Genomic DNA, 20,221 nt, shown 5'->3' on the forward strand with positions numbered 1-20,221 from the left:
GGACGCGTCGCGTCGGTGGCGCGGGGCCGGGGGGCGGCCGGGTCCGGGTGGGACCCGGCCGCCCCGGGTGTTACGAGAGGGAGCCGACGGTCTCGCGGACCTTGGCGTTGATCTCGGCCGGGATCGGGGCGTAGCCCGCGTCGGTCAGGATCTTCTGACCGTCGTCGGAGGCGGCGTAGGAGAGGAAGGACTTGACGGTGTCGAGGGTCTCGGGCTTGTTGCCGGTGTCGCAGACGACCTCGTACGTCACCAGGACCAGCGGGTAGGCGCCCTCGGCCTTGGTGGTGTAGTCGAGGTCGAGCGCCAGGTCCTTGCCGGTGCCCTTGATCTTGGCGGCGGCGATGGCCTTGGAGGCGTTCTCCGAGGTGGCCTTCACCGGGGTGGCGCCACCGGTGTTGATGTCCACCGTGGTGATGTCCTGGGACTTGGCGTAGGAGAGCTCGAAGTAGCCGATCGCGCCGTCGACCTGCTTCACCTGGGCGGCGACGCCGGAGGAGCCGGACGCGGCCTGGCCACCGGGGGCCGGCCACTTCTTCTCGGCCTCGTACTTCCAGTCGCTCGCGGCGGCCGCGCCGAGGTACTTGCCGAGGTTCTGCGTGGTGCCGGAGTCCTCGGAGCGGTGGAAGGCCTGGATCGCCTTGTCGGGCAGGTCGACGCCGTCGTTGAGCTTGGCGATGGCCGGGTCGTTCCACTTCTTGATCTTGCTGTCGAAGATCTTGGCGAGGGTCGAGGCGTCAAGCGTGAGGCTGTCGACGCCCTCCAGGTGGAAGCCGACCGCGACCGGGCCGCCGACCATCGGGAGGTTGATGCCCTGGCCGGTCTTGCACATCTTCTTGGAGTCGGCGACCTCTTCGGGCTTCAGCGCCGAGTCGGAGCCGGCGAAGCCGACGGTGCCCTGGTTGAAGGCGACGATGCCCTCGCCGGAGGAGGACGAGTTGTAGTTGATCTCCACACCGGAACAGGCGGCCATGTAGTTCTTGACCCAGAGGTCCATGGCGTTCTTCTGCGCGCTGGAGCCGGAGGCGCGCAGCTGGCCCTTGGCCTTGCCGCAGTCGACGTCCGACGCGGCCGTCGTCTTCTCGCCGGTGCCGGCGGTGCCGCCGCCCGTGTTGTCATCCGAACCGCACGCCGTGAGGACCAGGGCGCCGGAGACGGCGAGGGCACCGAGCGCGGTGGCACGAAGCCGGTTCTTGCGCTGAAGCTTCACTTTCGGGTGTTCCTTCCAGGAGCCGCCGTGGTCAGTTCGTTCTACGACGGCGTGCGATGAGGAGAGGTGCTGTGGCTTGCCGCCGCGCACCGTGTACGTCCGAAATTAGGCAGAACAGGTGAAGCCGCCTACGGGGGAGAGTGAACGGCAGGTGAACCGTGTCGGGCAGGCGGGTGCGGCCCGGCCCGGGGCGGTGGGCAGGACGCGGATCAGGGCCGAGGTCAGGGCGCTGATCAGGGCCTGGGGCAGGACGCGGCTCAGGACCCGGGGCAGGGCGCTGTTCAGGGCCCGAGGTAGGGCCCGGGGCAGGGCGTTGTTCAGGGTGCGGCGAGGGCGGCCAGCAGGGCGGTCAGCTGTCGGCCGTCGCGGGGCTGGGTGAGGCGGGCGCGGGCGGCGTCGGGGGCCAGCCACAGGATGCGGTCCACCTCGTCGTTGGCGGTGAAGGAGCCGCCCGTCGCCTCGGCCGCCCAGTACGCGACCTCCTTGGGCCGGCCGTCCACCTGGTAGCGGGAGGTCGGCAGCGGCTCGTCCGGGGCGCAGTGGTGGCCGGTCTCCTCCAGCACCTCCCGTACGGCGGCGGCCCGCGGGTCCTCGCCGCGCTTCAGCTTGCCCTTGGGGAAGGACCAGTCGTCGTAGCGCGGCCGGTGGACCAGACAGACCTCCACCCCGTGGCCGTCCGGGGCGCGTCGCCACAGCACGCAGCCCGCGGCCAGGACGGTGCCGGCCTTGGCGCGGTGTGCCGCGGGCCCGTGGCTCACGGGCTCCCGGCTCATGGGGCGGTCATGGCCGCGGCGTACGGCCAGGTCTCCCGGAACACCGCCCGCGCCGCCTCCACGTCGTGGCGCTGGTCCGCGTGGAGCACGCCCAGCGCGTACGCCGTGGCCGGCGCGATCCGGGGGGTGCGGGCCGCCGAGGCCGCCGCCGCGGCCGCCTCCACGGCGTCCCGGTGCAGGTCGAGGGCGTGCCCCGGAGCGGCCAGGACCGGGTCCGCCGCGCCGAGGACGACCTCGTGGGCGTACCGGTGCAGCCGCAGCAGCAGACGGGCCTGGTGCCACGCCGCGTCCTGCGCCTCGTTGTACGGCTCCGTGTCGTCGGGCGGCAGGACGGCCACCGCGGCGAGGAGGCGTTGCTCGGCGCGTTCGGCGGGCTCCAGGAGGGCCTCGGCGGTCCGGCCCGCGCTGCCGGGAGCCAGCGGTACGTCCGAGGCCAGGAGCGCGACGGCGTCGGCGACCGCGTGGAAGCGGGAGGAGCCCAGCGCCTGGAGGGCCGCGGAGTGGGACCGGGTCCGGGCGAGGGTGAGGCGGCGTTCCAGCAGCGCCCCGGCCCGTGCGGCCCCGACCCCGAGGGCGGCGCGGCCCTGGGCGTCGGAAGCGGCGCTCTCCCCGGGGGCGCGGGTGCCCCGGGCGGCGGGCAGGGCCGGGCCGGCGAGCTGGTGCAGGGCCTCGACGAGCCGGGTGAGATGGCCCGCGTAGGCGTGCTCGCGGGCGAGTACGCCGGAGAGCCAGGCCAGCTCGGCGCGGAGCTGATCGGCCCAGAGCGGGTCGAGTGCGGCCCGGAAGGTGTGCAGGGAGCCGCTGATCCGGCGGGCCGCGCGGCGCAGTGTGCGGGTGGCCGCCGCGGCGTCCTGGCCGCCGGAGTCGGCGGGGGCGCTGTGCTCGTGGTGCAGGCGCAGGCTGCGCAGGAAGTCCGCGGCCTGCCCCCGGAGGTAGGGCGCGAGGACCGCCTCCGTGGTCAGGTCCCCGGCGGGGGCGGGGGCGGGGGCGGGGGCCGGGCGGGACCCGGCGGGGTCGGGGAGGCGAGCCGCTGCGGTGCGGTCGGCGAAGCCCGCCGTACCCGGTCCCGTACCCGTACCCGGTCCCGTCTCCGTACCCGTTTCCGCCCCCGGGGCCTCGGCGGGCGGGGTGTCCGGGGGTGTGCCCGGGGCCGGGTCCGTCGTCGGCCGGGTCGTCGTCTGCTGGTCAGGGCGTCGCACGCCTGCGCCTCCGGGCGTCGATGAGCATTTCCTGGACGTGCCGCAGCGGCTGGCCGTCCGCGTCCGTGGCGTGCCGGGTCCAGTTCCCGTCGGGGCCCAGGTGCCAGGAGGAGGTGGTGTCGGCCATACCGGTCTCCAGGAGTCGGCTGAGTGCGGCGCGGTGGGCGGGGTCGGTGACCCGGACCAGGGCTTCGATCCGGCGGTCGAGGTTGCGGTGCATCATGTCGGCGCTGCCGAACCACACCTCGGGCTCGCCGCCGTTGCCGAAGGAGAAGACCCGGGAGTGTTCGAGGAAGCGGCCGAGTATGGAGCGGACCCGGATGTTCTCGGAGAGGCCGGTGACGCCGGGGCGGATGGCGCAGATCCCGCGCACCCAGATGTCGACGGGGACGCCCGCCTGGGCCGCCCGGTAGCAGGCGTCGATGATCGCTTCGTCGACCATCGAGTTGACCTTGAACCGGACGTAGGCGGGGCGGCCCGCGCGGTGGTGGGCGATCTCCTTGTTGATCCGGGCGATCAGCCCGTCGCGCAGGGACTTCGGGGCGACCAGGAGGCGGCGGTAGGTCTCGCGGCGGGAGTAGCCGGAGAGCCGGTTGAACAGGTCGGAGAGGTCCGCCCCGACCTGCGGGTCCGCCGTGAGCAGGCCGAGGTCCTCGTACAGCCGGGCCGTCTTGGGGTGGTAGTTGCCGGTGCCGACGTGGGAGTAGCGGCGCAGCGTGTCGCCCTCCTGGCGGACGACCAGGGAGAGCTTGCAGTGGGTCTTCAGCCCGACAAGTCCGTACACGACATGGCAGCCGGACTCCTCCAGCTTGCGGGCCCACTTGATGTTGGCCTGCTCGTCGAAGCGGGCCTTGATCTCGACGAGGACGAGGACCTGCTTGCCGGACTCGGCGGCGTCGATGAGGGCGTCCACTATCGGGGAGTCGCCGGAGGTGCGGTACAGCGTCTGCTTGATCGCCAGCACGTCCGGGTCGCCCGCCGCCTGCTCCAGGAACGCCTGGACGGAGGTGGAGAACGAGTCGTACGGGTGGTGGAGCAGGACGTCGCGTTCGCGCAGGGCGGCGAAGATGTCGGGCGCGGAGGCGGACTCCACCTCGGCCAGGTCCCGGTGGGTGCCCGCGATGAACTTGGGGAACTTCAGCTCCGGCCGGTCCAGCGAGGCGATGGCGAACAGGCCGGTCAGGTCGAGCGGTCCGGGCAGCGGGTAGACCTCCGCGTCGGACACCTTCAGCTCGCGGACCAGCAGATCGAGGACGTACGGGTCGATGGACTCCTCGACCTCCAGGCGGACCGGCGGGCCGAAGCGGCGGCGCATGAGCTCCTTCTCCAGCGCCTGGAGGAGGTTCTCCGCGTCGTCCTCCTCGACTTCCAGGTCCTCGTTCCTGGTGACCCGGAACATGTGGTGCGCCAGCACCTCCATCCCCGGGAACAGCTCCTCCAGGTGCGCCGCGATGATGTCCTCGATGGGCACGTACCGCTGGGGCGAGGCCTCCAGGAAGCGGGTCAGCAGCGGCGGGACCTTGACCCGGGCGAAGTGGCGGTGGCCGCTGACCGGGTTGCGGACGACGACGGCGAGGTTGAGGGAGAGCCCGGAGATGTACGGGAAGGGGTGCGCGGGGTCGACGGCCAGCGGGGTCAGGACCGGGAAGACGCGCTGCCGGAAGAAGGTGAACAGGCGGGCCTGCTCCTTCTCGGTCAGGTCCGGCCAGCGGATCAGCTGGATGCCCTCGTCGGACAGGTCCGGGGCGATGTCCTGCTGGTAGCAGGCGGCGTGCCGGGCCATGAGCTCGCGCGAGCGGGTCCAGATGAGGTCCAGGACCTCGCGGGGCTGGAGGCCGGAGGCGGAGCGGGTGGCGACGCCGGTGGCGATGCGGCGCTTGAGGCCGGCCACCCGGACCATGAAGAACTCGTCGAGGTTCGAGGCGAAGATGGCCAGGAAGTTAGCCCGTTCGAGGACGGGGGTGGCCGGGTCCTCGGCCAGTTCCAGGACGCGTTCGTTGAATGCGAGCCAGCTGCGTTCGCGGTCCAGGAAGCGGCCCTGGGGCAGCTCGTCGCCGTCCCGGTCGGGCTCGTAGGCGTCCGCGTCGGCGTCGAGGTCGGGATCCAGGTCGGCCGCGGTGGAGAAGCCGACCCCGTTCGAGGCGGGGGTGGCGTGCGGCCGGTGGGCGGCGAGTGAGCCGACCGACGGCTGGGCGGCGGGCTGGACCGGGACCTCGGAGCTGGGCTGCTGGCTCATGGACCCATTGTTCCGCGTGGAGGGCTCTGCGGGCGCGTCGGAGCCGGGAAAGATCGCGGAAGGCCCGGGAAACCCCGGGTCACGGCCGGGGGAGCCGCCGGAGGAGCCGTGGGGGGCGTTTCCCCGGGCTCTCCCGTTGCGGCGGGGGGCGGGCACAGCTGGCTGCATCCCGTGAGGGTCGCAAGGGCGTCTGAATGGCCGGTAACGGCGACATGACGTACAGGAAGCGGTGTGCCTGCGGGTGGGCCTCGTCGTCACCGTACGTGTTCGCCGTCCGGGCCCACCCCTCGCGGGGCCCGGACGGCGGGTTCCGCCGGACGGGTCCGCTCAGCCGTGGAGGCGGCGCAGGGTCCGGAAGGCGGCGAACACGGCGAGCGCGGCGAGGGCCAGCAGGATGCCGGTCTCGACGAGCTGGAGGGGCCAGTAGTGCGAGGCGGGATGGTATTCGGTGAACTGCCGGTCGGCCCCGAGTCCGGTCAGGCACTCCCGGGGGGCGGCGGAGGAAAGGCAGGTCTCGGCCGGGAGCCGTTCGCCCGTGTCCGTCAGGAAGCCGAGGTCGACCGTCCAGGCGTCCTCGGGGCGCCCGCGGGACCGGAGCACCTCGTGGACGTCGGTCCGGCTGGGCCACAGGCCGGCGCGCGTGGCGTGCAGCGTCGCGGTGACCGCTCCGTACGCGAGCACGGTCAAGGCCATCGCGGGAACGGTGCGCCGCAGCAGGAGGCCGACGAGGGTGCCGAGGGCCAGGGCGAACAGGGCGTTGGCGACCGGGACCGTGCCGGACACCGTGAAGGTGAACCACTCGTGCCAGGCGACCGGGTATTCCGCCCCGGCCCGGGGCCGGGCCCACGCGAGGACGGCGGCCGGCGCGACGGTTCCCGCGACCACCGGCACGGCCGGTGCGGCAAGGCGGGCGGTCAGCCATTGGACGGGCGACACGGACTGGGTCCAGGACAGCCGGAAGGTGCCGTTCTCCCATTCACGGGCGATCAACGGGCCCGCCACGAAGGCTCCGACGACCGCGGGCAGGACCACCAGCACCAGGCTCGCGTAGTCGGGTATCCGGCTGAGCTCCAGCATGCTGTCGGCGTAGTCGCGGGCCGGCTGGTAGCAGGAGCGTACGGAACCGTCCTGCGTACAGCCGCTGTTCGCGAAGTCCGCCACGAGGTGGTCGGCCCGCAGCGCCGCGGCGACCAGGACGGCGGCCATGGCGGCGAGGAACGCCCCGGCGCTCCACAGGCTCCGCCGGTGCACCCGCAGCAGCACCCGGGCGGGCCCGCGCAGGGTGACGGGCACGGCTGTGGCGGTGTCCGCGTCCGGACGGGTCAGGGTGCTCATGCCGCAGCCACCTCCTCACGGGCTCCGTCGGAGGCGGCGCTCGCGCTCGGCGTCAGCAGCGGCGGGGCGTCCGGGGAGCGGAGGTGGGCGAGGAGCAGCTCCTCCAGGGACGGTTCCGTGACGGCCCAGGCGGCGGTGTCCACGGGGCCCTCCTTCCTGACCAGGGCGGTGAGCTGACGTCCCGTCGTGCGGGCTTCGACGACGGTGTGCGGGGCCAGGTCGCGGGCCCGGCCGGTGAGCAGGGCGTGCGCGCCGACGATGTCGTCGCTCTCGCCGCCCAGCCGGATGCGCCCGCCGTCGACGAACAGGAGGTAGTCGCAGACGCCCTCCAGCTCGGTGAGGATGTGCGAGGACATCACGATGGTGGTGCCGTGCTCGGCGGTCTCCGCCATCAGGACGCCCATCAGCTCGTGCCGTGCGAGCGGGTCGAGGTCGGCCATCGGCTCGTCCAGCAGCATCAGTTCGGGCCGCTTGCCGAGCGCGAGGGCCAGCGCGAGCCGGGTCCGCTGCCCGCCGGAGAGGGTGCGGACGCGGGCGCTTCGCGGCAGCGTTCCGGCGATCCGGTCGGCGGTGGCGCGGTCCCAGCGCCCGGGGTTCAGCTCGGCCCCGGCCCACAGGGTGTCGGCGACGGTGAGCTGCGGGTACAGGGGCTTGTCCTGGGAGACGAAGGCGATGCGGCCGCGTACGTCGCCGGGGTCGGTGGAGCCGAGGACGGTGAGGGAGCCGGCGCTGGGCCGGTCCAGCCCGGCCGCCAGGTTCAACAGGGTGGACTTGCCCGCGCCGTTGGGCCCGACGAGGGCGCAGACGCGCCCGGCGGGCAGCCGGAACGAGCAGTCGTGCAGGGCCCGGTGGCCGCGGCCTCCGCGCCCGTAGGTCCTGCCGAGGCCGTGTGCCTCGATCGCGACGCCGGTCATCGTTCCTGGTCCCCCTTGTACGTGCTGTCCAGTACGGCGGCGAAGAGCGCGCCGACGTCGTCCTTCTCCAGGCCGGCCGACCGGGCCCGGCGGGCCCAGTCGGCGAGTTCGGTGCGCAGCGGTGCGTCGGCGGCGGCCGCGCCGCCCAGCGTCCGGCGGACGAAGGTGCCGAGGCCGCGGCGGGCCTCGACGAGGCCCTCGCGCTCCAGCTCCCGGTACGCCTTGAGGACGGTGTTCGGGTTGATGGCGGTGGCCTCCACGACCTCGCGGGCGGTCGGCAGCCGGTCGCCCGGTTCGAGCACGCCCAGGCGCAGGGCCTGCTTCGTCTGCTGGACGATCTGGAGGTAGGTGGCGACGCCGCTGCGCCGGTCGATGCGGAATTCGACCGCTGCGGACTCCCTCATGAACACCACCCTTTCACTAATTGAGTAGTGAAAGGGTGGTGCAAAGAAGGGGCGGCGTCAAGTGACGCCGCCCCGGACCGGTCCGACGGAGGGTTCAGGACTCCGTGCGGTACATCAGATCGACCTCGTGCGTGGTGAACCCGATCCGCTCGTACACCGTGACGGCCGCCGTGTTGTCCGCGTCCACGTAGAGCATCGCGGTGGGCAGCGCCTCGGACGCCAGGTGGTGCAGGCCGATCGAGGTCAGCGCCTTGCCGAGGCCGCCGCCCTGGGCCTCGGGCAGCACGCCGACCACGTACACCTCGCCGAGCCGCTCCTCGGCGTGCACCTTCGTCCAGTGGAAGCCGACGATCTGCCCGTGCTGCTCGGCCAGGAAGAAGCCCTTCGGGTCGAACCAGGGCTCCGCCTTGCGGTCGTCCAGGTCCTGCTGGGTCAGCGTTCCCTGCTCGGGGTGGTGAGCGAAGGCCTCGCGGTTCACGGCGAGCCAGGCCGCATCGTCACGGCCGGGCTCGAAGGTCCGTACGGTGACGCCTTCGGGCAGCACCGGATCGGCGAGGTCGAGCGGGATCAGGCTCCGCCTGAGCTGGCGCAGCTCGCGGAAGAGGGAGAGGCCGAGGACCTGCGCCAGGTGGCGGGCGGCGGAGCTGCCGCCGTGCGCCCAGACCCGCAGCCGCTTGCCGGTCGCGGCGAGGAGGGCCGCGCCGAGCGCCCGGCCGTGCCCGCTGCCGCGCCGGTCGGGGTGGACGACCAGTTCGGCGGCCGGGGCCTCGACCGGGTCGGTGTCCTCGAGCTGGGCGTACCCGGCGAGCGCGCCGTCGACGGTGAGGAGGAAGTGCCGTACGCCGTCGCGGTGTCCGCCCCGGATCCGGAGCCTGCCCTGCTCGGAGACCGCCTGTCGGCCGTCGGACCGGGCGGCCTCGGCGAGCAGGGCGAGGACGGTGTCGGCCTGGCCGGAGTCGAGTGCGTCGAGGGTCTGAACCTCGCGCCCGGGAGCGGGGAGGGGTGCGTCAGTCGTCATGCCTCCGAGCGTACGGCGAGGCGTGCGCCCGGCGGTGTGGCGCAGGGCGCACGCGCGACAGCCTGTCGCGCGGCTGTGTCCACCGGGCCGGTGGGCGCGCATCCGCCACGCCGTGACGGTTCTGCCCCGATATGTGATCCGAAGGGGTGAGGGTTCGCCCTCCTGACCGTCCCTGACAAGCCATTTGGCCGGATGGCAACCAGTCCGTAACCCCGAACACCTGTTGCGCTACGCGCGTTGACTCTAGGCTGCGGCACGCAGGATTCCCGACCTGACACCAGCGACACCACTGACACCACTGACACACAAGGGGACCGATGTCAGCGACTCCGCAGAAGAACCGTGCGACACGGCGGGTGCTCGCCGCCGCGGCCGGTCTGGCCACCGTGGGCGCACTCGTCGCCGCGATGCCGGCCGGTGCCCATGACCGGGGCAACGGGCACGGCCACGGCCACAAGCCCCGTACCGTCGACGTGCAGTTGCTGTCGTTCAACGACCTGCACGGCAACCTGGAGCCGCCGGCCGGTTCCGCCGGCACGGTCAGCAAGACGCACGAGGACGGCACGGTCGAGGCGATCCCGGCCGGTGGCGTCGAGTACCTGGCGACCTCGCTGCGCACCGCGCGCAAGGGCAACCCGTACTCCGTCACGGCGGCCGGCGGCGACATGGTCGGCGCGAGCCCGCTGCTGTCGGGCCTCTTCCACGACGAGCCGACGATCGAGGCGCTGAACGGCCTCGACCTGGACGTCACGGCGGTCGGCAACCACGAGTTCGACGAGGGCGCGGCCGAGCTGGCCCGCCTGCAGAACGGCGGCTGCCACCCGGTCGAGGGCTGCTACGAGAAGGGCAAGAAGTTCAAGGGCGCGGACTTCCCCTACCTCGCGGCCAACGTGACCAAGGAGAAGACCGGCAAGCCGCTGCTGAAGCCGTACACCGTCTGGAAGAAGAACGGCGTCAAGATCGGCTTCATCGGGGTGACCCTGGAGGGCACCCCGGACATCGTCACCGCGAACGGCGTCAAGGGCCTCAAGTTCCACGACGAGGTCGAGACGATCAACAAGTACGCCCGTGAGCTGGACCGCAAGGGCGTCAAGTCCATCGTGGCCCTGATCCACGAGGGCGGGGCCCCGGCCTCCACCTCGTACAACTACGACTGCGACAGCCCCGGCGCGGGCGACGGCATCTCCGGCCCGATCGTCGACATCGCCAAGGGCATCACGCCGAAGGTGGACGCCCTGGTCACGGGCCACACCCACCAGGCGTACGTGTGCACCGTCCCGGACCCGTCGGGCAAGCCGCGCATGGTCACTTCGGCCTCGTCGTTCGGCAAGCTGTACACGGACACCACGCTCACCTACGACCGCCGCACCAAGGACATCGTCCGTACGTCGGTGAAGTCCGCGAACCACGTCGTGACCCGGGACCAGCCCAAGGCCACCGACATGACGCGCCTGATCGACCGCTGGAACAAGCTGGCGGCCCCGATCGCCTCCAAGCCGCAGGGCTGGATCAGCGCCGACATCAACGGCCGCGGCTCCACGGCCCCCGAGAAGCCGCTCGGCAACGTCATCGCCGACGCCCAGCTCGAAGGCCTCGCCCCGGCCGACAAGGGCGGTGCGGAAGTCGCGTTCATGAACCCGGGCGGCATCCGCGCGGACCTGGTGCACAAGGCGTCCGGCAGTGAGGGCGACGGGGTCGTCACCTACGGCGAGGCGTTCACCGTGCAGCCGTTCACCAACATGATGAACGTCGTCGACCTCACCGGAGCGCAGTTGGTGACCGCCCTCCAGCAGCAGGTCAGCGGCGGCAACGAGGCCAGCCCGAAGATCCTCCAGGTCTCCAAGGGCCTCACCTACACGCTCGACCTGACGAAGAGCGGCGCGGACCGCGTGGTCGCCGACACCATCCAGCTGAACGGCGAGGCGATCGACCCGGCGCGCACCTACCGCGTCGCGATGAACGAGTTCCTCGCGGGCGGCGGCGACGGCTTCGCGGCCCTCGGCGAGGGCACGAACAAGCTGGTCGGCGCGTCCGACCTGGACCTGTTCAACGCCTACCTGGCGGCCCACTCCACGGCCGCCGCCCCGCTGGCCCCGCCGGCGACGGACCGGATCACGGTCGTTCAGTAGCAGTCGCCTCGCGCTTCCACGGCGCGTACGGGAAGGGGCGGCGGGCCGTGCGGGCCCGCCGCCCCCTTCCTGTTGCCCTGGCCGTTCGGCCCCCGGGGCGCGGCCCCTAAAGTAGGCAGCCGGTCGTCGGACGCACGGCTTCCCAGTCCCCAAGGAGCATGCCGGGTGAGCAACGTACTGACCATGACCGGCGTCCGGCGAAGGGCCCGGGACCACGCGCCGACGACGGTCCAGAACATGATCGACTTCAACGACGGGTCGGGGCCGCCCCGGGTGGTCGCGTACGTGGAGCGTGAGGTGCCGCCGGGCGGCGTACCCGCCTACCTCGCGGCCCGCGGGAGCGGTGCCCGCGCCTTCGCCCTGTGGGCCGACGAGCACCGCCGGGAGCGGGTGGCCGCAGTGGTGACCCGCTCGGCCGACGGGGGTGTCGCCACCTTCGAGGTGCTCGGCGCGCACGGCGAGCCCATCGGCACGATCGTCCGCGAGAAGGCGCTCCGAGGCCGGGGCCTGCGCACCCGCTGGACCGTGACCCCGGCCGGCGGCCCCGAGGCGGTGGGCTACAAGGGCCGGATCCTGTGGTGGTTCGTGTGGTGGCTCTGCCTGCCCCTGATGGTGCTGGTCCTGGTCCTGTCCGTCTTCGACGGAACCCCCGGCAACGAGGGGGGCGCGGCGCGCGGCCCCCGGCGCATCCGATGGCGCGCGGGCGGCCGGATGCCCCTGGAGTTCAGGTCCGGCGGCGACAAACTGCATCTGCACGCACCGGACCTGGACTGGCGGCTCGGGGCCGCGCTGGTCGCCCTGGTGCGCAGCTTCAGCACGGGGTGGGACGGCGGCAAGAAGTGAGGGTGGTGTTTCGGGGCCGCGCACAGTAGAACTGGGCCCATGGCCGATCAGCAGCCGCCCCCGCCCGCCCCGTGGGGCCGGCCACCCGGTGCGTCCTGGGCGTACGCGCCGCCGCGGGCCCCGGAGATCGATGAGGGCTACCGGCGGCGGGCGCGGATCTTCACGCGGCTCGCGATCGTCCTGGGGTCCCTCCTGGCGAGCGCGTTCGCGGCGAGCGTCGTCCTCCTGGTGCAGGCGGACAAGAGCGTGGACAACGCCGCCTACGGCTACCTCGCCCTCTTCCTCTGGGGCGGGATCTTCCTCGCGATCCCGCTCCTGCTCGCGTTCGCCATCCCCGCTGTGGTCATGAACCGGCGGGTACGGCAGCAGCGCCGGGCGTGGACCACCCCCGCGTAGGACGCATGAAGCGATGACCCTGCGTTCCGATGTGGCCGAGTTGCTCGCGGGGGCCGGCATCCTCGACGTGGACCTCGACGATGCCGTCGCGGACGAGCACGTGCGATCGTCCGCGTACCGACGCGTCGTCCTGGCCACCGCTTCCTCGCCGAGCCGCGACCGCGACCGCGCGATCGTGGCCACGATCCTGCGCGACCCCGTCGACCTGGTGTCCAAGACGGCGGTGGTCGCCCTCGTGGACGGGATCGCGATGGAGGCGACCGGTCCTGCCGAGTTCCGGCAGTGGGCGGCCGGACTCCTGCCGGAGATCGAGCGGGCCTTGGCGGAGGTATGGTGCGCGTTCATCCGCCACCGCATCCACGACTGGCTGTTCTCCCTGTCCGTCGCGGACGGTCACGTGCCGACGCCGGTCGAGCTGGCGAAGGTCACGGACTGGATGCAGCGACGCCTCGCCGAGAAGGCGACGTCCCCGGCGGCGCTGGCGCTGCTCGCCGAGTCGGGCAGGAGAAGGAAGACCCGGAACATCGCGAGGAACCGAGCCGGAAGCCGGAAGTGGAGAACGCCCTGAGCCGGTAGGGGATGGAGGCAGGTGCGCAGCGTGTTGAGCGCGAGGCCGGCCGGTCAACCTTGCGCCCGGCCATCGGGAGCCCGGCTCGGGCCGGCCCCTCGACCCGGCCGCCCCACCGGCCCGGTCGCCGTGCTGACCGGCTCGGGCAGGACCTTCGACGGCACCGGGATTCCGCCGCATCTCACGGAACCGGTCTTCACCGACGAGGAGTTCGACCAGAAGAGGGACTCGGCCTTCGACCGGGCGGTGAGCGTCCTGCGGAGCCCCGGCGCCGCTGTTCGTCCTTGACGCCGTGCGCGGGTCCGATCACTCTCGGACAGGCCGCGACGGATGGCCCGACGACAGGAAGGAGGGCCGTCGATGACTTTCGGACGCCCCGGCAGGACGGCCCGCCCGGAGGAGGAGCCACGCGTCGAGGGGCATCTCGCCGTCGGCGTGATCGAGGACTCGATCGAGGACGGCCCCAGCGAGGTGCAAGGCCCCGACACGCTCATCATCAGCGCCGACGTGCCGGGACACGGCGTTCTCCGCCGGAGAGCGACCTGCCCGCTGCCGGTACCCGGCAGCGGACGCCGCATGGTCGGACAGGCCGTCGGCCTCCGGCACCACACCCACGACCCCGACGACATGGACGACGTGCTCGTCGTCCGGTGGCCGGTCGAGGTCAGGAGGGCCCTGGAGCCGTTGCGTCCCGAGGGGCCCGGGGCGGGACGCGCACGGGCATGGAGGCTTCTCGCTCGGTGCAGTGCGCTCGTCACGGTGGGAGGCATCCTGCTGACCGTGGTGACGCTCATCGGCTTCGTGTTCACCGCCGGCGAGCTGTTCGCCGAACTCCCGGGATGGTTCCGGCCCGGCGCGGTGCTCGCCGCGAGTGCGGGCGCGGCGGTGCTGGGGCCGTTCGCGTTCGTCTTCTGCGCTTCCCGCAAGGCAGCGGCTCCGTCCCGCTCCCGGCTCACATCGCTGCGGCCGGCCACGAGAGGGCGAAGTACCTGACGCGTTCGTCCTCGCCGACCGGCCGCATGCCGGCCGCCGTCATCACGTGCTGGGACGCCGCGTTGTCGTGGTCGGCGTCGCCCTTCACCGAGGCGATGCCCTGGGACCGCGCGAACGACAGCAGGGCGCGGAGGGCCTCGGAGGCGTAACCCCGGCCCCGGGCCGACGGGGCGAGGCCGTAGCCGATCGTGACGCTGCCGTGCTCGTCCGGCGGGCGGTGGAAGCCGACGCCGCCGATCGCCCGGCCGTCCGTGATGCGGCGGATCACGTACGGGCCGAACGGCCGGGGATCGCCGGTGCTTGCGCAGGCTTCCAGGAAGCGCCGGGCCACGGCCACATCCCCCTCGGAGGGATAGCCGTCGTCCCAGCGCGCTTCGGCGTCCGGCTCGCCCGTCACCATCTGTTCGGCCTCGTCCACGGATATCGGATGCAGCAGGAGCCGCGCGGTCACCAGGTCGGTCATGGCAGGGAGGTGTATCACGCGGTAAGGGCGGGACGCGCGTGGATTTCGGACGCAGGGGCGGGGGCCGGAGGGAGAGGGCGGGGGCTGCTCAGGTGGGGAACTCCCCGCACCATGCCCGGCTGATCAGGTGCTTCGGCAGCCGCGGCAGCGTCGCGTCCACGGGGAACTCGCCGTCCTGGGCCAGGCAGGCCAGGGCGAGCGGGCCGAGGGCCACGTGGCCGCGGGGGTCCGGCGAGCCGGTCCAGTAGCGGTCGTGGTGGGCGACGGACTCGGCCAGGGTCTCCGCGAACGCCTCGTGGTTGCGGGTGATGAGGCGGTGGAAGAGGGCGGCGGGCTGGTAGTCGATCAGGTTCAGCAGGTCGGGCGCGGTGCCGGTCGCGACCTTGGGGTCGGACGCCTCCATCGTGGCGATGAGCTTCTGGACGATGTCGTCCATGGACTCGCCGCGCCAGTAGGTCTGGAGCGTGTCGATCCAGTGGAACAGGTAGGCGTCCTGGGCGGGTTCGGCGCGGCGCAGGTCCTCCAGCGGGACCTGGGCGAGGCGGGTCAGGCGGTCCCGTTCGCGGCAGACGAGGGCGAACCAGAACGCGTCCAGCCAGGCGCGGCCGTTCGCCTGCGGGGACGGGCCGGTGGCGGGCAGGGCGATCACGCGGTCGCCGACGCGGTATTCCGCCGGGCCCGCCTGCGGGAGGGCGGTGGCGAACAGGGCGTCGCCGAGCTGCATCGCGGTGACCCAGGCCTCCCAGGTCTCCAGCTTCGCGCCGTCGGGGTCCTCCGCGCAGCGGGCCAGCGCGTGCGCCGTCGCCGCGCGGAACGCCTCGGGGAGTGCGGTCGGGTCCTGGGGGAGGTCGGCGGTGAACTGCTGTGCGGTGGAAGCGAGTTGGTTGATGTCGGGGGTGGTGCTCGGCGCGGCCGGCTCCGGGGGGACCTGGCCTTCCGCGTGCAGGCTCCGCATCAGGTCCATCAGCTCCTGCGGCGGCACCACCTGCATCGCGCGGGTCTGCTCGTCGAACGAGGTGAGGCGGACCAGGCCGTCCCGACGCCACCAGTACAGCAGCGGGTTGAGGGAGCCGGGACCGTCCTCGTACGCGCCCATCGCGTACATCCCCAGGTCGTTGACCGCGTCCACCACCGTGCCGTCGACGATCGGGTGGAACGCCAGCAGATGCCGGGTCGGTACGACGACGAGCGCCCCGGCCTCCGGCAGGTCGTGGCCCGTGAGGGAGCGGGCCAGGTCGCCCAGGACCAGCGCCTTGCTCGCCACGAAGTGGGAGTCGCCGTACACCGAGTGCAGGAGCGCACCCGATGGCGTACGCAGCTCCTCGTGCTCCACCGGTTCGGCCAGCAGGTTCGCCCGGCCCGCCGCCTTCAGCGCGTCGAGGCCGGCGCGTTCGACGTCCGTGTCGGTGAGCATCCGCACGGAGTCGGGGGCGTCGAGGGCGAGCGCGGTCACCAGGCCGTCGGCCGGCTGCCAGACGTAGCCGTAGCCGGATCCTCCGTCCGCCGGGAGCGTCTCGGCCGGCAGCAGGCGCAGGACGGCTCCGCGCAGCAGTTCCTCCGGGCTCTCGCCGCCCCGCGCCACCGTGTCCAGCGACGTGAAGTGCTGGGCTATCAGCGCCGGCCAGCGTTCCGGGTCCTCGGCCCCGCAGCGCTGGGCCAGGGTCGTGAGGTTGTGCGTGGAGCGTTCGCGTACCGCTGTCGCTCCGTCCATCTGCGGGCGCGAGCCGTCCCGCGCGCTCAGGTCGTCGGCCACCAGGCGGCGCAGATGGTCGGCCCGGTCGGCGGTCAGCGCGGGCAGGTGGGCGTCGGGTGCGTTGCTGTCGTTGTCCTGGGTCACCCGGAAACCCTACTGAGGGGCTCCGCCTCCCGGAGCGCGCGGCCGCCCGGGAGGAGGATGCGCCGGCTACACGACCGCGGTCACTTCTTGACCGGGCACACCGCGCCCGCCGCCATGTTGTACGTCGGCGCGGACTTCGTCACCCCGCGGCCGGTGCCGAGCTGGATGAGGATCTCGTCGGAGAGCAGGTCCTCCTTGCCCTTCAGGGCGTCCGCGACCTTCGTGTCCTTGGGGAAGACCATCTCCGCCGCCACGTTGTCCTGCACGATCCGGGCGAGGTTGTCGAGGGCGGTGAACACCGGGTCGGCCGGGTTCTCCAGGCCGGGCAGGTCGATCAGGTGCGTGGCGACCTTCGCCGGGTTCATGCAGTCCTTGATGATGATCGTGTTCTGGTTCAGCACGCTCGTCGTCCACTGCGAGATCACCACGCAGTACAGGTCGGCCCAGCCGACCTCGCCGACCTTCGTGCGCCAGGCCTTCATCTGGTCCTGCACGCCCTTGATCTGGGCCTGCGCCGCATGCTCCATGTTGGTGCGGATGTCCGGGTAGACGCTGCCGGAGAAGTCCTCGAAGGTCTTCATGTCGAACGACCGCGTCGTCACCGAGGTGTCGATGAACCGGAGCGCGGCGTCCAGGATGTTGCCGCACGAGGTCGTCAGCGCGGCCGGGAGCCCGGCGTCGGGAAGGTTCCGGCGGGCGGTCGTGAGCGTGGCGGCGTACGCCTGGAGCGGCGGGATCCACGCGGTGGAGGTGTCGTCGTCGAACGCCACCATCAGCAGGTCGTGCGGGTCGATGCGGTCGGCGTTCGGGAGGTTGGGGAGGTGGTCCGCCAGATACGAGGCGATCACCGAGAAGATCCCGAGCGGTACGTGAGCGATGGACTTCGCCAGCTCGAACGTCTCCGCCACGGGGTTGGCGCTCTCCCGGCCGCTCTCCGTCACCAGCGTGAAACGGCCGCCCCTGGCGTCGTTCTGCACGACGATCACCGGGGAGAGGTGCTTGATCAGTTCTGCCTTCAGCACGGCGTAGTTGGTGCGCATGCCGGTGTTGACGGCGAGGAGCGAGTCCTTCGCCTGCTGCGGCGAGACCCTCACCGCGCCCGCCGCGCCGTCGGCGGTGGCCGCCGCTGCCTGCGGGGTCGCCGCGTAGCCCAGGAGGGCCGCGGTGCCGATGCCGGAAGCGCCGGTTATGAAACCTCTACGGGTAGCCATCTTCGTCTTCTCCGTTGGGGATAGTGGTGCGATCTCTGGCGGAGTGGGGGGAGTTGGGGGGCTGGGGGGAAAGTGCTCATGGGGTTCACTTCCGTTGGGGGGTGTGGGGGGCCGTGGGGGCATGGGGGTACGGGGGTGGCGCGGGGCGCTTCTCGGTGCGGCCCGCGCCACCGTCGGGGGAGGGCGGGGCTACGTCAGGGACTTCTGCGTCGGGACGACCACCCCGTACAGGTCCTGGACCGTGGCGAGAGCCGACTCGTGCAGCTGCCGCGCCGGAATGCCGTTCGGGTTGCCGTTGAGCGGCAGCGGACGGGTCGCGGAGGCGTCGGCCACCACGGTCGGGCTGTTGCCGTTGACGAACGCGCCCTGCGTGGTGAAGAGCGTGCACATGTTGGTCATGAACCCGGCGATGATGACGTTCTTGCGCCCGGCCTTCTTGACCTCGTCGGCGAGGTTCGTGCCGTGGAAGCCGTTCGGGACGCTCTTCTCGACGACGGGCTCGCCCTTGACCGGCTTCACGGCCGGGATGATCCGGCCGGCCTCGGACGTGAGGTCGTAGCCCTTGTCGACGATGTGGATGACCGGCGTCCTGGCCGCGCGGGCGCGCTTCAGCAGGGCCGCGGTGTTCTCCACGGCGGGCTTCCAGCCGTCGAGTTCCATCACGCCCTCGGTGTAGGTGTTCTGGTAGTCGACGAGGATCAGCGTCGCGTCGGCGAGCGTCGCGGGCGTCTCGTCCAGCTTGTTGAGCTCCCGCAGCGTGGTCGTGTCCTCGGCGACGTTCCCCGAGGCGTTCGTCGCGGGCGCGCTCGACGAGGGCGAGGCGCTCGCGGCGTCGTCCTTGCCGGTCGCCGCCTCGGAACTCCCGCCGCACGCGGTGGCGGTGGCGGCGAGGACGGCGGCGACGCCGATCGCGGTGGCGGTGCGGAGCAGCTTCATCGGGCGATCTCCTTCTGGGATGCGACGACGACCCCGTACAGGTCGCCGATGGTGGCCAGGGCGCTGTAGTGCACCTGGCAGGCGTCGAGGTCGGTCCCGGCGACCGGCAGGGAGCGGGTCGCGCAGGCGTCGGCGACGACGGTGGGGCGGTTGCCGCGCAGGAACGCGCCCTGCGCGGTGAACGCCACGCACATGTGGGTCATCCAGCCGGCGATGATCACGTCCCGGCCCTCGGGGACGTGCTCGCCGAGGTCGGTGCCGTGGAAGGCGTTCGGGGCCTGCTTGACGACGACGGCCTCCCCGTCGGCCGGGGCGACGGACGGGTGGATCTGTCCGATCTCGGCCCGGATGTCGTACGGGGTTCCCTCGCCGCCGTCGTTGATGACGTGCACGACCTTCGTCCCGGCCTCGCGGGCCCGGGTCAGCAGCTGCGCGGCGGCGTCCAACGAGGCCTGCCAGCCGTCGAGTTCCATCACGCCACGGGTGTAGGTGTTCTGGAGGTCGATCAGGATCAGCGTCGAGCCGGTCAGGGTGGCCGGGGTCGCGTCGAAGCCGTTGAGTTCGCGCAGGGTGGTTCGGGACATGGGTGTGCCGCCTCGGGGGTCGTACGCCGGAAAGGGAGGGAGGGATGAGCTCGGGTGGCGAGCTGTCCTCCACGCTAGGACCCGGCGGCGATGTCTACAATGACGTCTGACATGCAGATACCGACATGCGTCTCGGGTGGCCGCCGCCACCGGAGGCACGGCTGATCAGGGAGGTCGGCATGGGCGTCCCCGGACGGCTCGTCGTCATCGTCCTCTTCGAGGGCGTCGACCTGCTCGACGTCACCGGGCCGCCGGAGGTGTTCTCGCTCGCCCGGCGCGAGACCGACGACGCGGCGGGGTACGAGGTCGTCCTGGCCGCCGCGTCCCTGGAGCCCGTCACCACCGGGGCCGGGGTCCGCATCCTCCCCGACCTCACCTTCGACGAGGCGGCCGGGCGGAGCATCGACACCCTTATCGTCCCCGGCTCGGTGGAGGTCGACAGCGAGCGGCGGGTGCACGCCCTCGTCGACCCCGAGCTGGTGGAGCGGGTGAAGCAGCTCGCGGCGCGCACCCGGCGCGTCACCTCCGTCTGCGTCGGGGCGCATCTGCTGGCCGCCGCCGGTCTGCTCGACGGCAAGCGCGCCACCACCCACTGGTCGACCGCGCGGCAACTCGCCGCCGATCACCCGGAGATCGAGGTCGACGCCGACCCGATCTTCATCCGCGAGGGCGATGTGTGGACCGGGGCCGGGATCAGCGCCTGCCTCGATCTGTCGCTCGCTTTGATCGCCGACGACCTCGGCGAGGAGATCGCGCTGCGCGTCGCCCGGCAGCTCGTGATGTACCTGAAGCGGCAGAGCGGGCAGAGCCAGTTCAGCGTTCCGCTGGAGCAGATCTCCACGACGCGGCGCATCGAGGACCTCCGCCACCACATCCTGCGCAACATCGGCCTTCAGCTCACCGTCGTGGACCTCGCGGAGTACGCCCATGTCAGCGACCGCCATCTGACCCGGCTCTTCAAGTCCGAGCTCGGCACGACCCCGCACGCCTACATCGAGTCCGTACGGGTCGAGAAGGCCCGTAACGAGCTGGAGTCCTCCGACGCCACCCTCGAACGCATCGCGTCCGTCTGCGGGTTCGGCACGACGGACACCCTGGTACGGGCGTTCCGGCGGCGGTTGAACACGACGCCGACCGAATACCGGCGCAGGTTCCGGTCCTCGCACGTGGTCTGA

The 20,221-nt window shown here is 72.3% G+C and carries 19 protein-coding genes and 1 pseudogene; 7 read left to right on the forward strand and 13 right to left on the reverse strand.

Going from position 1 to position 20,221, the window contains the following annotated elements:
• Positions 1 to 70 precede the first annotated feature (70 nt).
• The 8 genes from pstS to mshD all read right to left on the reverse strand — a co-directional run bounded on the left by pstS (position 71) and on the right by mshD (position 9,086).
• Positions 71 to 1,207 carry a phosphate ABC transporter substrate-binding protein PstS gene (pstS, locus tag ACH4UK_RS33090; protein WP_398362369.1) on the reverse strand — a complete coding sequence of 379 codons (1,137 nt, stop codon included), beginning with the start codon at positions 1,205 to 1,207 and terminating at the stop codon, positions 71 to 73.
• A gap of 317 nt (positions 1,208 to 1,524) precedes the next feature.
• On the reverse strand, positions 1,525 to 1,980 hold the full coding sequence (locus ACH4UK_RS33095; protein ID WP_398362371.1) for an NUDIX hydrolase: 456 nt from the start codon (positions 1,978 to 1,980) through the stop codon (positions 1,525 to 1,527).
• The gene (locus ACH4UK_RS33100) at positions 1,977 to 3,179 is read right to left on the reverse strand and encodes a CHAD domain-containing protein (RefSeq protein WP_398362373.1); all 1,203 of its coding nucleotides are present in this window, start codon (positions 3,177 to 3,179) and stop codon (positions 1,977 to 1,979) included. Before ACH4UK_RS33100 ends, ACH4UK_RS33095 begins: the two co-directional genes overlap by 4 nt.
• Positions 3,166 to 5,415 (reverse strand): RNA degradosome polyphosphate kinase, encoded by a 2,250-nt coding sequence (locus tag ACH4UK_RS33105; protein WP_398362375.1) that lies wholly within the window; start codon positions 5,413 to 5,415, stop codon positions 3,166 to 3,168. The genes ACH4UK_RS33100 and ACH4UK_RS33105 overlap by 14 nt, the downstream gene beginning before the upstream one ends.
• A 327-nt stretch (positions 5,416 to 5,742) precedes the next feature.
• Positions 5,743 to 6,750 carry a hypothetical protein gene (locus tag ACH4UK_RS33110; RefSeq protein WP_398362377.1) on the reverse strand — a complete coding sequence of 336 codons (1,008 nt, stop codon included), beginning with the start codon at positions 6,748 to 6,750 and terminating at the stop codon, positions 5,743 to 5,745.
• Complete coding sequence (locus ACH4UK_RS33115) at positions 6,747 to 7,664, reverse strand: ABC transporter ATP-binding protein (RefSeq protein ID WP_398362379.1); 918 nt, start codon at positions 7,662 to 7,664, stop codon at positions 6,747 to 6,749. Before ACH4UK_RS33115 ends, ACH4UK_RS33110 begins: the two co-directional genes overlap by 4 nt.
• Positions 7,661 to 8,068, reverse strand: coding sequence for a GntR family transcriptional regulator (locus ACH4UK_RS33120; protein WP_398362380.1), 408 nt, complete (start codon positions 8,066 to 8,068; stop codon positions 7,661 to 7,663). The genes ACH4UK_RS33115 and ACH4UK_RS33120 overlap by 4 nt, the downstream gene beginning before the upstream one ends.
• Positions 8,069 to 8,162: 94 nt before the next feature.
• The gene (gene mshD, locus ACH4UK_RS33125; protein ID WP_398362382.1) at positions 8,163 to 9,086 is read right to left on the reverse strand and encodes a mycothiol synthase; all 924 of its coding nucleotides are present in this window, start codon (positions 9,084 to 9,086) and stop codon (positions 8,163 to 8,165) included.
• Positions 9,087 to 9,403: 317 nt separating this feature from the next.
• On the opposite strand from mshD, the gene ACH4UK_RS33130 reads away from it, so the two are divergent.
• The 6 genes and pseudogenes from ACH4UK_RS33130 (at position 9,404) to ACH4UK_RS33155 (ending at position 14,015) form a co-directional block, all read left to right on the forward strand.
• Positions 9,404 to 11,215 (forward strand): bifunctional metallophosphatase/5'-nucleotidase, encoded by a 1,812-nt coding sequence (locus ACH4UK_RS33130; RefSeq protein WP_398362383.1) that lies wholly within the window; start codon positions 9,404 to 9,406, stop codon positions 11,213 to 11,215.
• Between the two features lie 165 nt (positions 11,216 to 11,380).
• Positions 11,381 to 12,058 (forward strand): hypothetical protein, encoded by a 678-nt coding sequence (locus tag ACH4UK_RS33135; protein ID WP_398362385.1) that lies wholly within the window; start codon positions 11,381 to 11,383, stop codon positions 12,056 to 12,058.
• 39 nt (positions 12,059 to 12,097) lie between these two features.
• Entirely contained in the window at positions 12,098 to 12,454 is a 357-nt protein-coding gene (locus tag ACH4UK_RS33140) for a hypothetical protein (protein WP_398362387.1), read from the forward strand.
• A 13-nt stretch (positions 12,455 to 12,467) separates the two neighbouring features.
• A complete protein-coding gene (locus ACH4UK_RS33145; RefSeq protein ID WP_398362389.1) occupies positions 12,468 to 13,022 on the forward strand; it encodes a hypothetical protein in 555 nt (184 codons plus the stop codon).
• A gap of 132 nt (positions 13,023 to 13,154) precedes the next feature.
• Positions 13,155 to 13,310, forward strand: a pseudogene (locus ACH4UK_RS33150) (protease); the annotation flags it as partial.
• 72 nt (positions 13,311 to 13,382) lie between these two features.
• On the forward strand, positions 13,383 to 14,015 hold the full coding sequence (locus ACH4UK_RS33155; protein WP_398362390.1) for a hypothetical protein: 633 nt from the start codon (positions 13,383 to 13,385) through the stop codon (positions 14,013 to 14,015).
• On the opposite strand, the gene ACH4UK_RS33160 is transcribed toward ACH4UK_RS33155, so the two are convergent.
• From ACH4UK_RS33160 to ACH4UK_RS33180, 5 genes are all read right to left on the reverse strand, one after another.
• Positions 13,975 to 14,478, reverse strand: coding sequence for a GNAT family N-acetyltransferase (locus ACH4UK_RS33160; protein WP_398362391.1), 504 nt, complete (start codon positions 14,476 to 14,478; stop codon positions 13,975 to 13,977). The two genes, ACH4UK_RS33155 and ACH4UK_RS33160, sit on opposite strands and share 41 nt — an antisense overlap.
• A gap of 88 nt (positions 14,479 to 14,566) precedes the next feature.
• Positions 14,567 to 16,315 carry an immunity 49 family protein gene (locus tag ACH4UK_RS33165; RefSeq protein ID WP_398362392.1) on the reverse strand — a complete coding sequence of 583 codons (1,749 nt, stop codon included), beginning with the start codon at positions 16,313 to 16,315 and terminating at the stop codon, positions 14,567 to 14,569.
• 80 nt (positions 16,316 to 16,395) lie between these two features.
• Positions 16,396 to 17,526 carry a hypothetical protein gene (locus tag ACH4UK_RS33170; RefSeq protein WP_398362394.1) on the reverse strand — a complete coding sequence of 377 codons (1,131 nt, stop codon included), beginning with the start codon at positions 17,524 to 17,526 and terminating at the stop codon, positions 16,396 to 16,398.
• Positions 17,527 to 17,715: 189 nt separating this feature from the next.
• Complete coding sequence (locus ACH4UK_RS33175; protein ID WP_398362396.1) at positions 17,716 to 18,462, reverse strand: isochorismatase family protein; 747 nt, start codon at positions 18,460 to 18,462, stop codon at positions 17,716 to 17,718.
• Positions 18,459 to 19,046 (reverse strand): cysteine hydrolase family protein, encoded by a 588-nt coding sequence (locus ACH4UK_RS33180; protein WP_398362397.1) that lies wholly within the window; start codon positions 19,044 to 19,046, stop codon positions 18,459 to 18,461. The genes ACH4UK_RS33175 and ACH4UK_RS33180 overlap by 4 nt, the downstream gene beginning before the upstream one ends.
• A gap of 179 nt (positions 19,047 to 19,225) precedes the next feature.
• Between ACH4UK_RS33180 and ACH4UK_RS33185 the strand changes: the two genes are divergently transcribed.
• A complete protein-coding gene (locus ACH4UK_RS33185; RefSeq protein ID WP_398362399.1) occupies positions 19,226 to 20,221 on the forward strand; it encodes a GlxA family transcriptional regulator in 996 nt (331 codons plus the stop codon).

The sequence above is a fragment of the Streptomyces sp. NPDC020884 genome, assembly GCF_044333935.1.
Lineage (GTDB): Bacteria > Actinomycetota > Actinomycetes > Streptomycetales > Streptomycetaceae > Streptomyces.

Excerpts from the sequence above, each read along its gene's own strand:
- ACH4UK_RS33095 (WP_398362371.1), bottom strand. The coding sequence starts at position 1,980 with ATGAGCCGGGAGCCCGTGAGCCACGGGCCCGCGGCACACCGCGCCAAG.
- ACH4UK_RS33105 (WP_398362375.1), bottom strand. The coding sequence starts at position 5,415 with ATGAGCCAGCAGCCCAGCTCCGAGGTCCCGGTCCAGCCCGCCGCCCAG.
- ACH4UK_RS33110 (WP_398362377.1), bottom strand. The coding sequence starts at position 6,750 with ATGAGCACCCTGACCCGTCCGGACGCGGACACCGCCACAGCCGTGCCC.
- ACH4UK_RS33115 (WP_398362379.1), bottom strand. The coding sequence starts at position 7,664 with ATGACCGGCGTCGCGATCGAGGCACACGGCCTCGGCAGGACCTACGGG.
- ACH4UK_RS33120 (WP_398362380.1), bottom strand. The coding sequence starts at position 8,068 with ATGAGGGAGTCCGCAGCGGTCGAATTCCGCATCGACCGGCGCAGCGGC.
- mshD (WP_398362382.1), bottom strand. The coding sequence starts at position 9,086 with ATGACGACTGACGCACCCCTCCCCGCTCCCGGGCGCGAGGTTCAGACC.
- ACH4UK_RS33130 (WP_398362383.1), top strand. The coding sequence starts at position 9,404 with ATGTCAGCGACTCCGCAGAAGAACCGTGCGACACGGCGGGTGCTCGCC.
- ACH4UK_RS33140 (WP_398362387.1), top strand. The coding sequence starts at position 12,098 with ATGGCCGATCAGCAGCCGCCCCCGCCCGCCCCGTGGGGCCGGCCACCC.
- ACH4UK_RS33145 (WP_398362389.1), top strand. The coding sequence starts at position 12,468 with ATGACCCTGCGTTCCGATGTGGCCGAGTTGCTCGCGGGGGCCGGCATC.
- ACH4UK_RS33155 (WP_398362390.1), top strand. The coding sequence starts at position 13,383 with ATGACTTTCGGACGCCCCGGCAGGACGGCCCGCCCGGAGGAGGAGCCA.
- ACH4UK_RS33160 (WP_398362391.1), bottom strand. The coding sequence starts at position 14,478 with ATGACCGACCTGGTGACCGCGCGGCTCCTGCTGCATCCGATATCCGTG.
- ACH4UK_RS33170 (WP_398362394.1), bottom strand. The coding sequence starts at position 17,526 with ATGGCTACCCGTAGAGGTTTCATAACCGGCGCTTCCGGCATCGGCACC.
- ACH4UK_RS33175 (WP_398362396.1), bottom strand. The coding sequence starts at position 18,462 with ATGAAGCTGCTCCGCACCGCCACCGCGATCGGCGTCGCCGCCGTCCTC.
- ACH4UK_RS33180 (WP_398362397.1), bottom strand. The coding sequence starts at position 19,046 with ATGTCCCGAACCACCCTGCGCGAACTCAACGGCTTCGACGCGACCCCG.
- ACH4UK_RS33185 (WP_398362399.1), top strand. The coding sequence starts at position 19,226 with ATGGGCGTCCCCGGACGGCTCGTCGTCATCGTCCTCTTCGAGGGCGTC.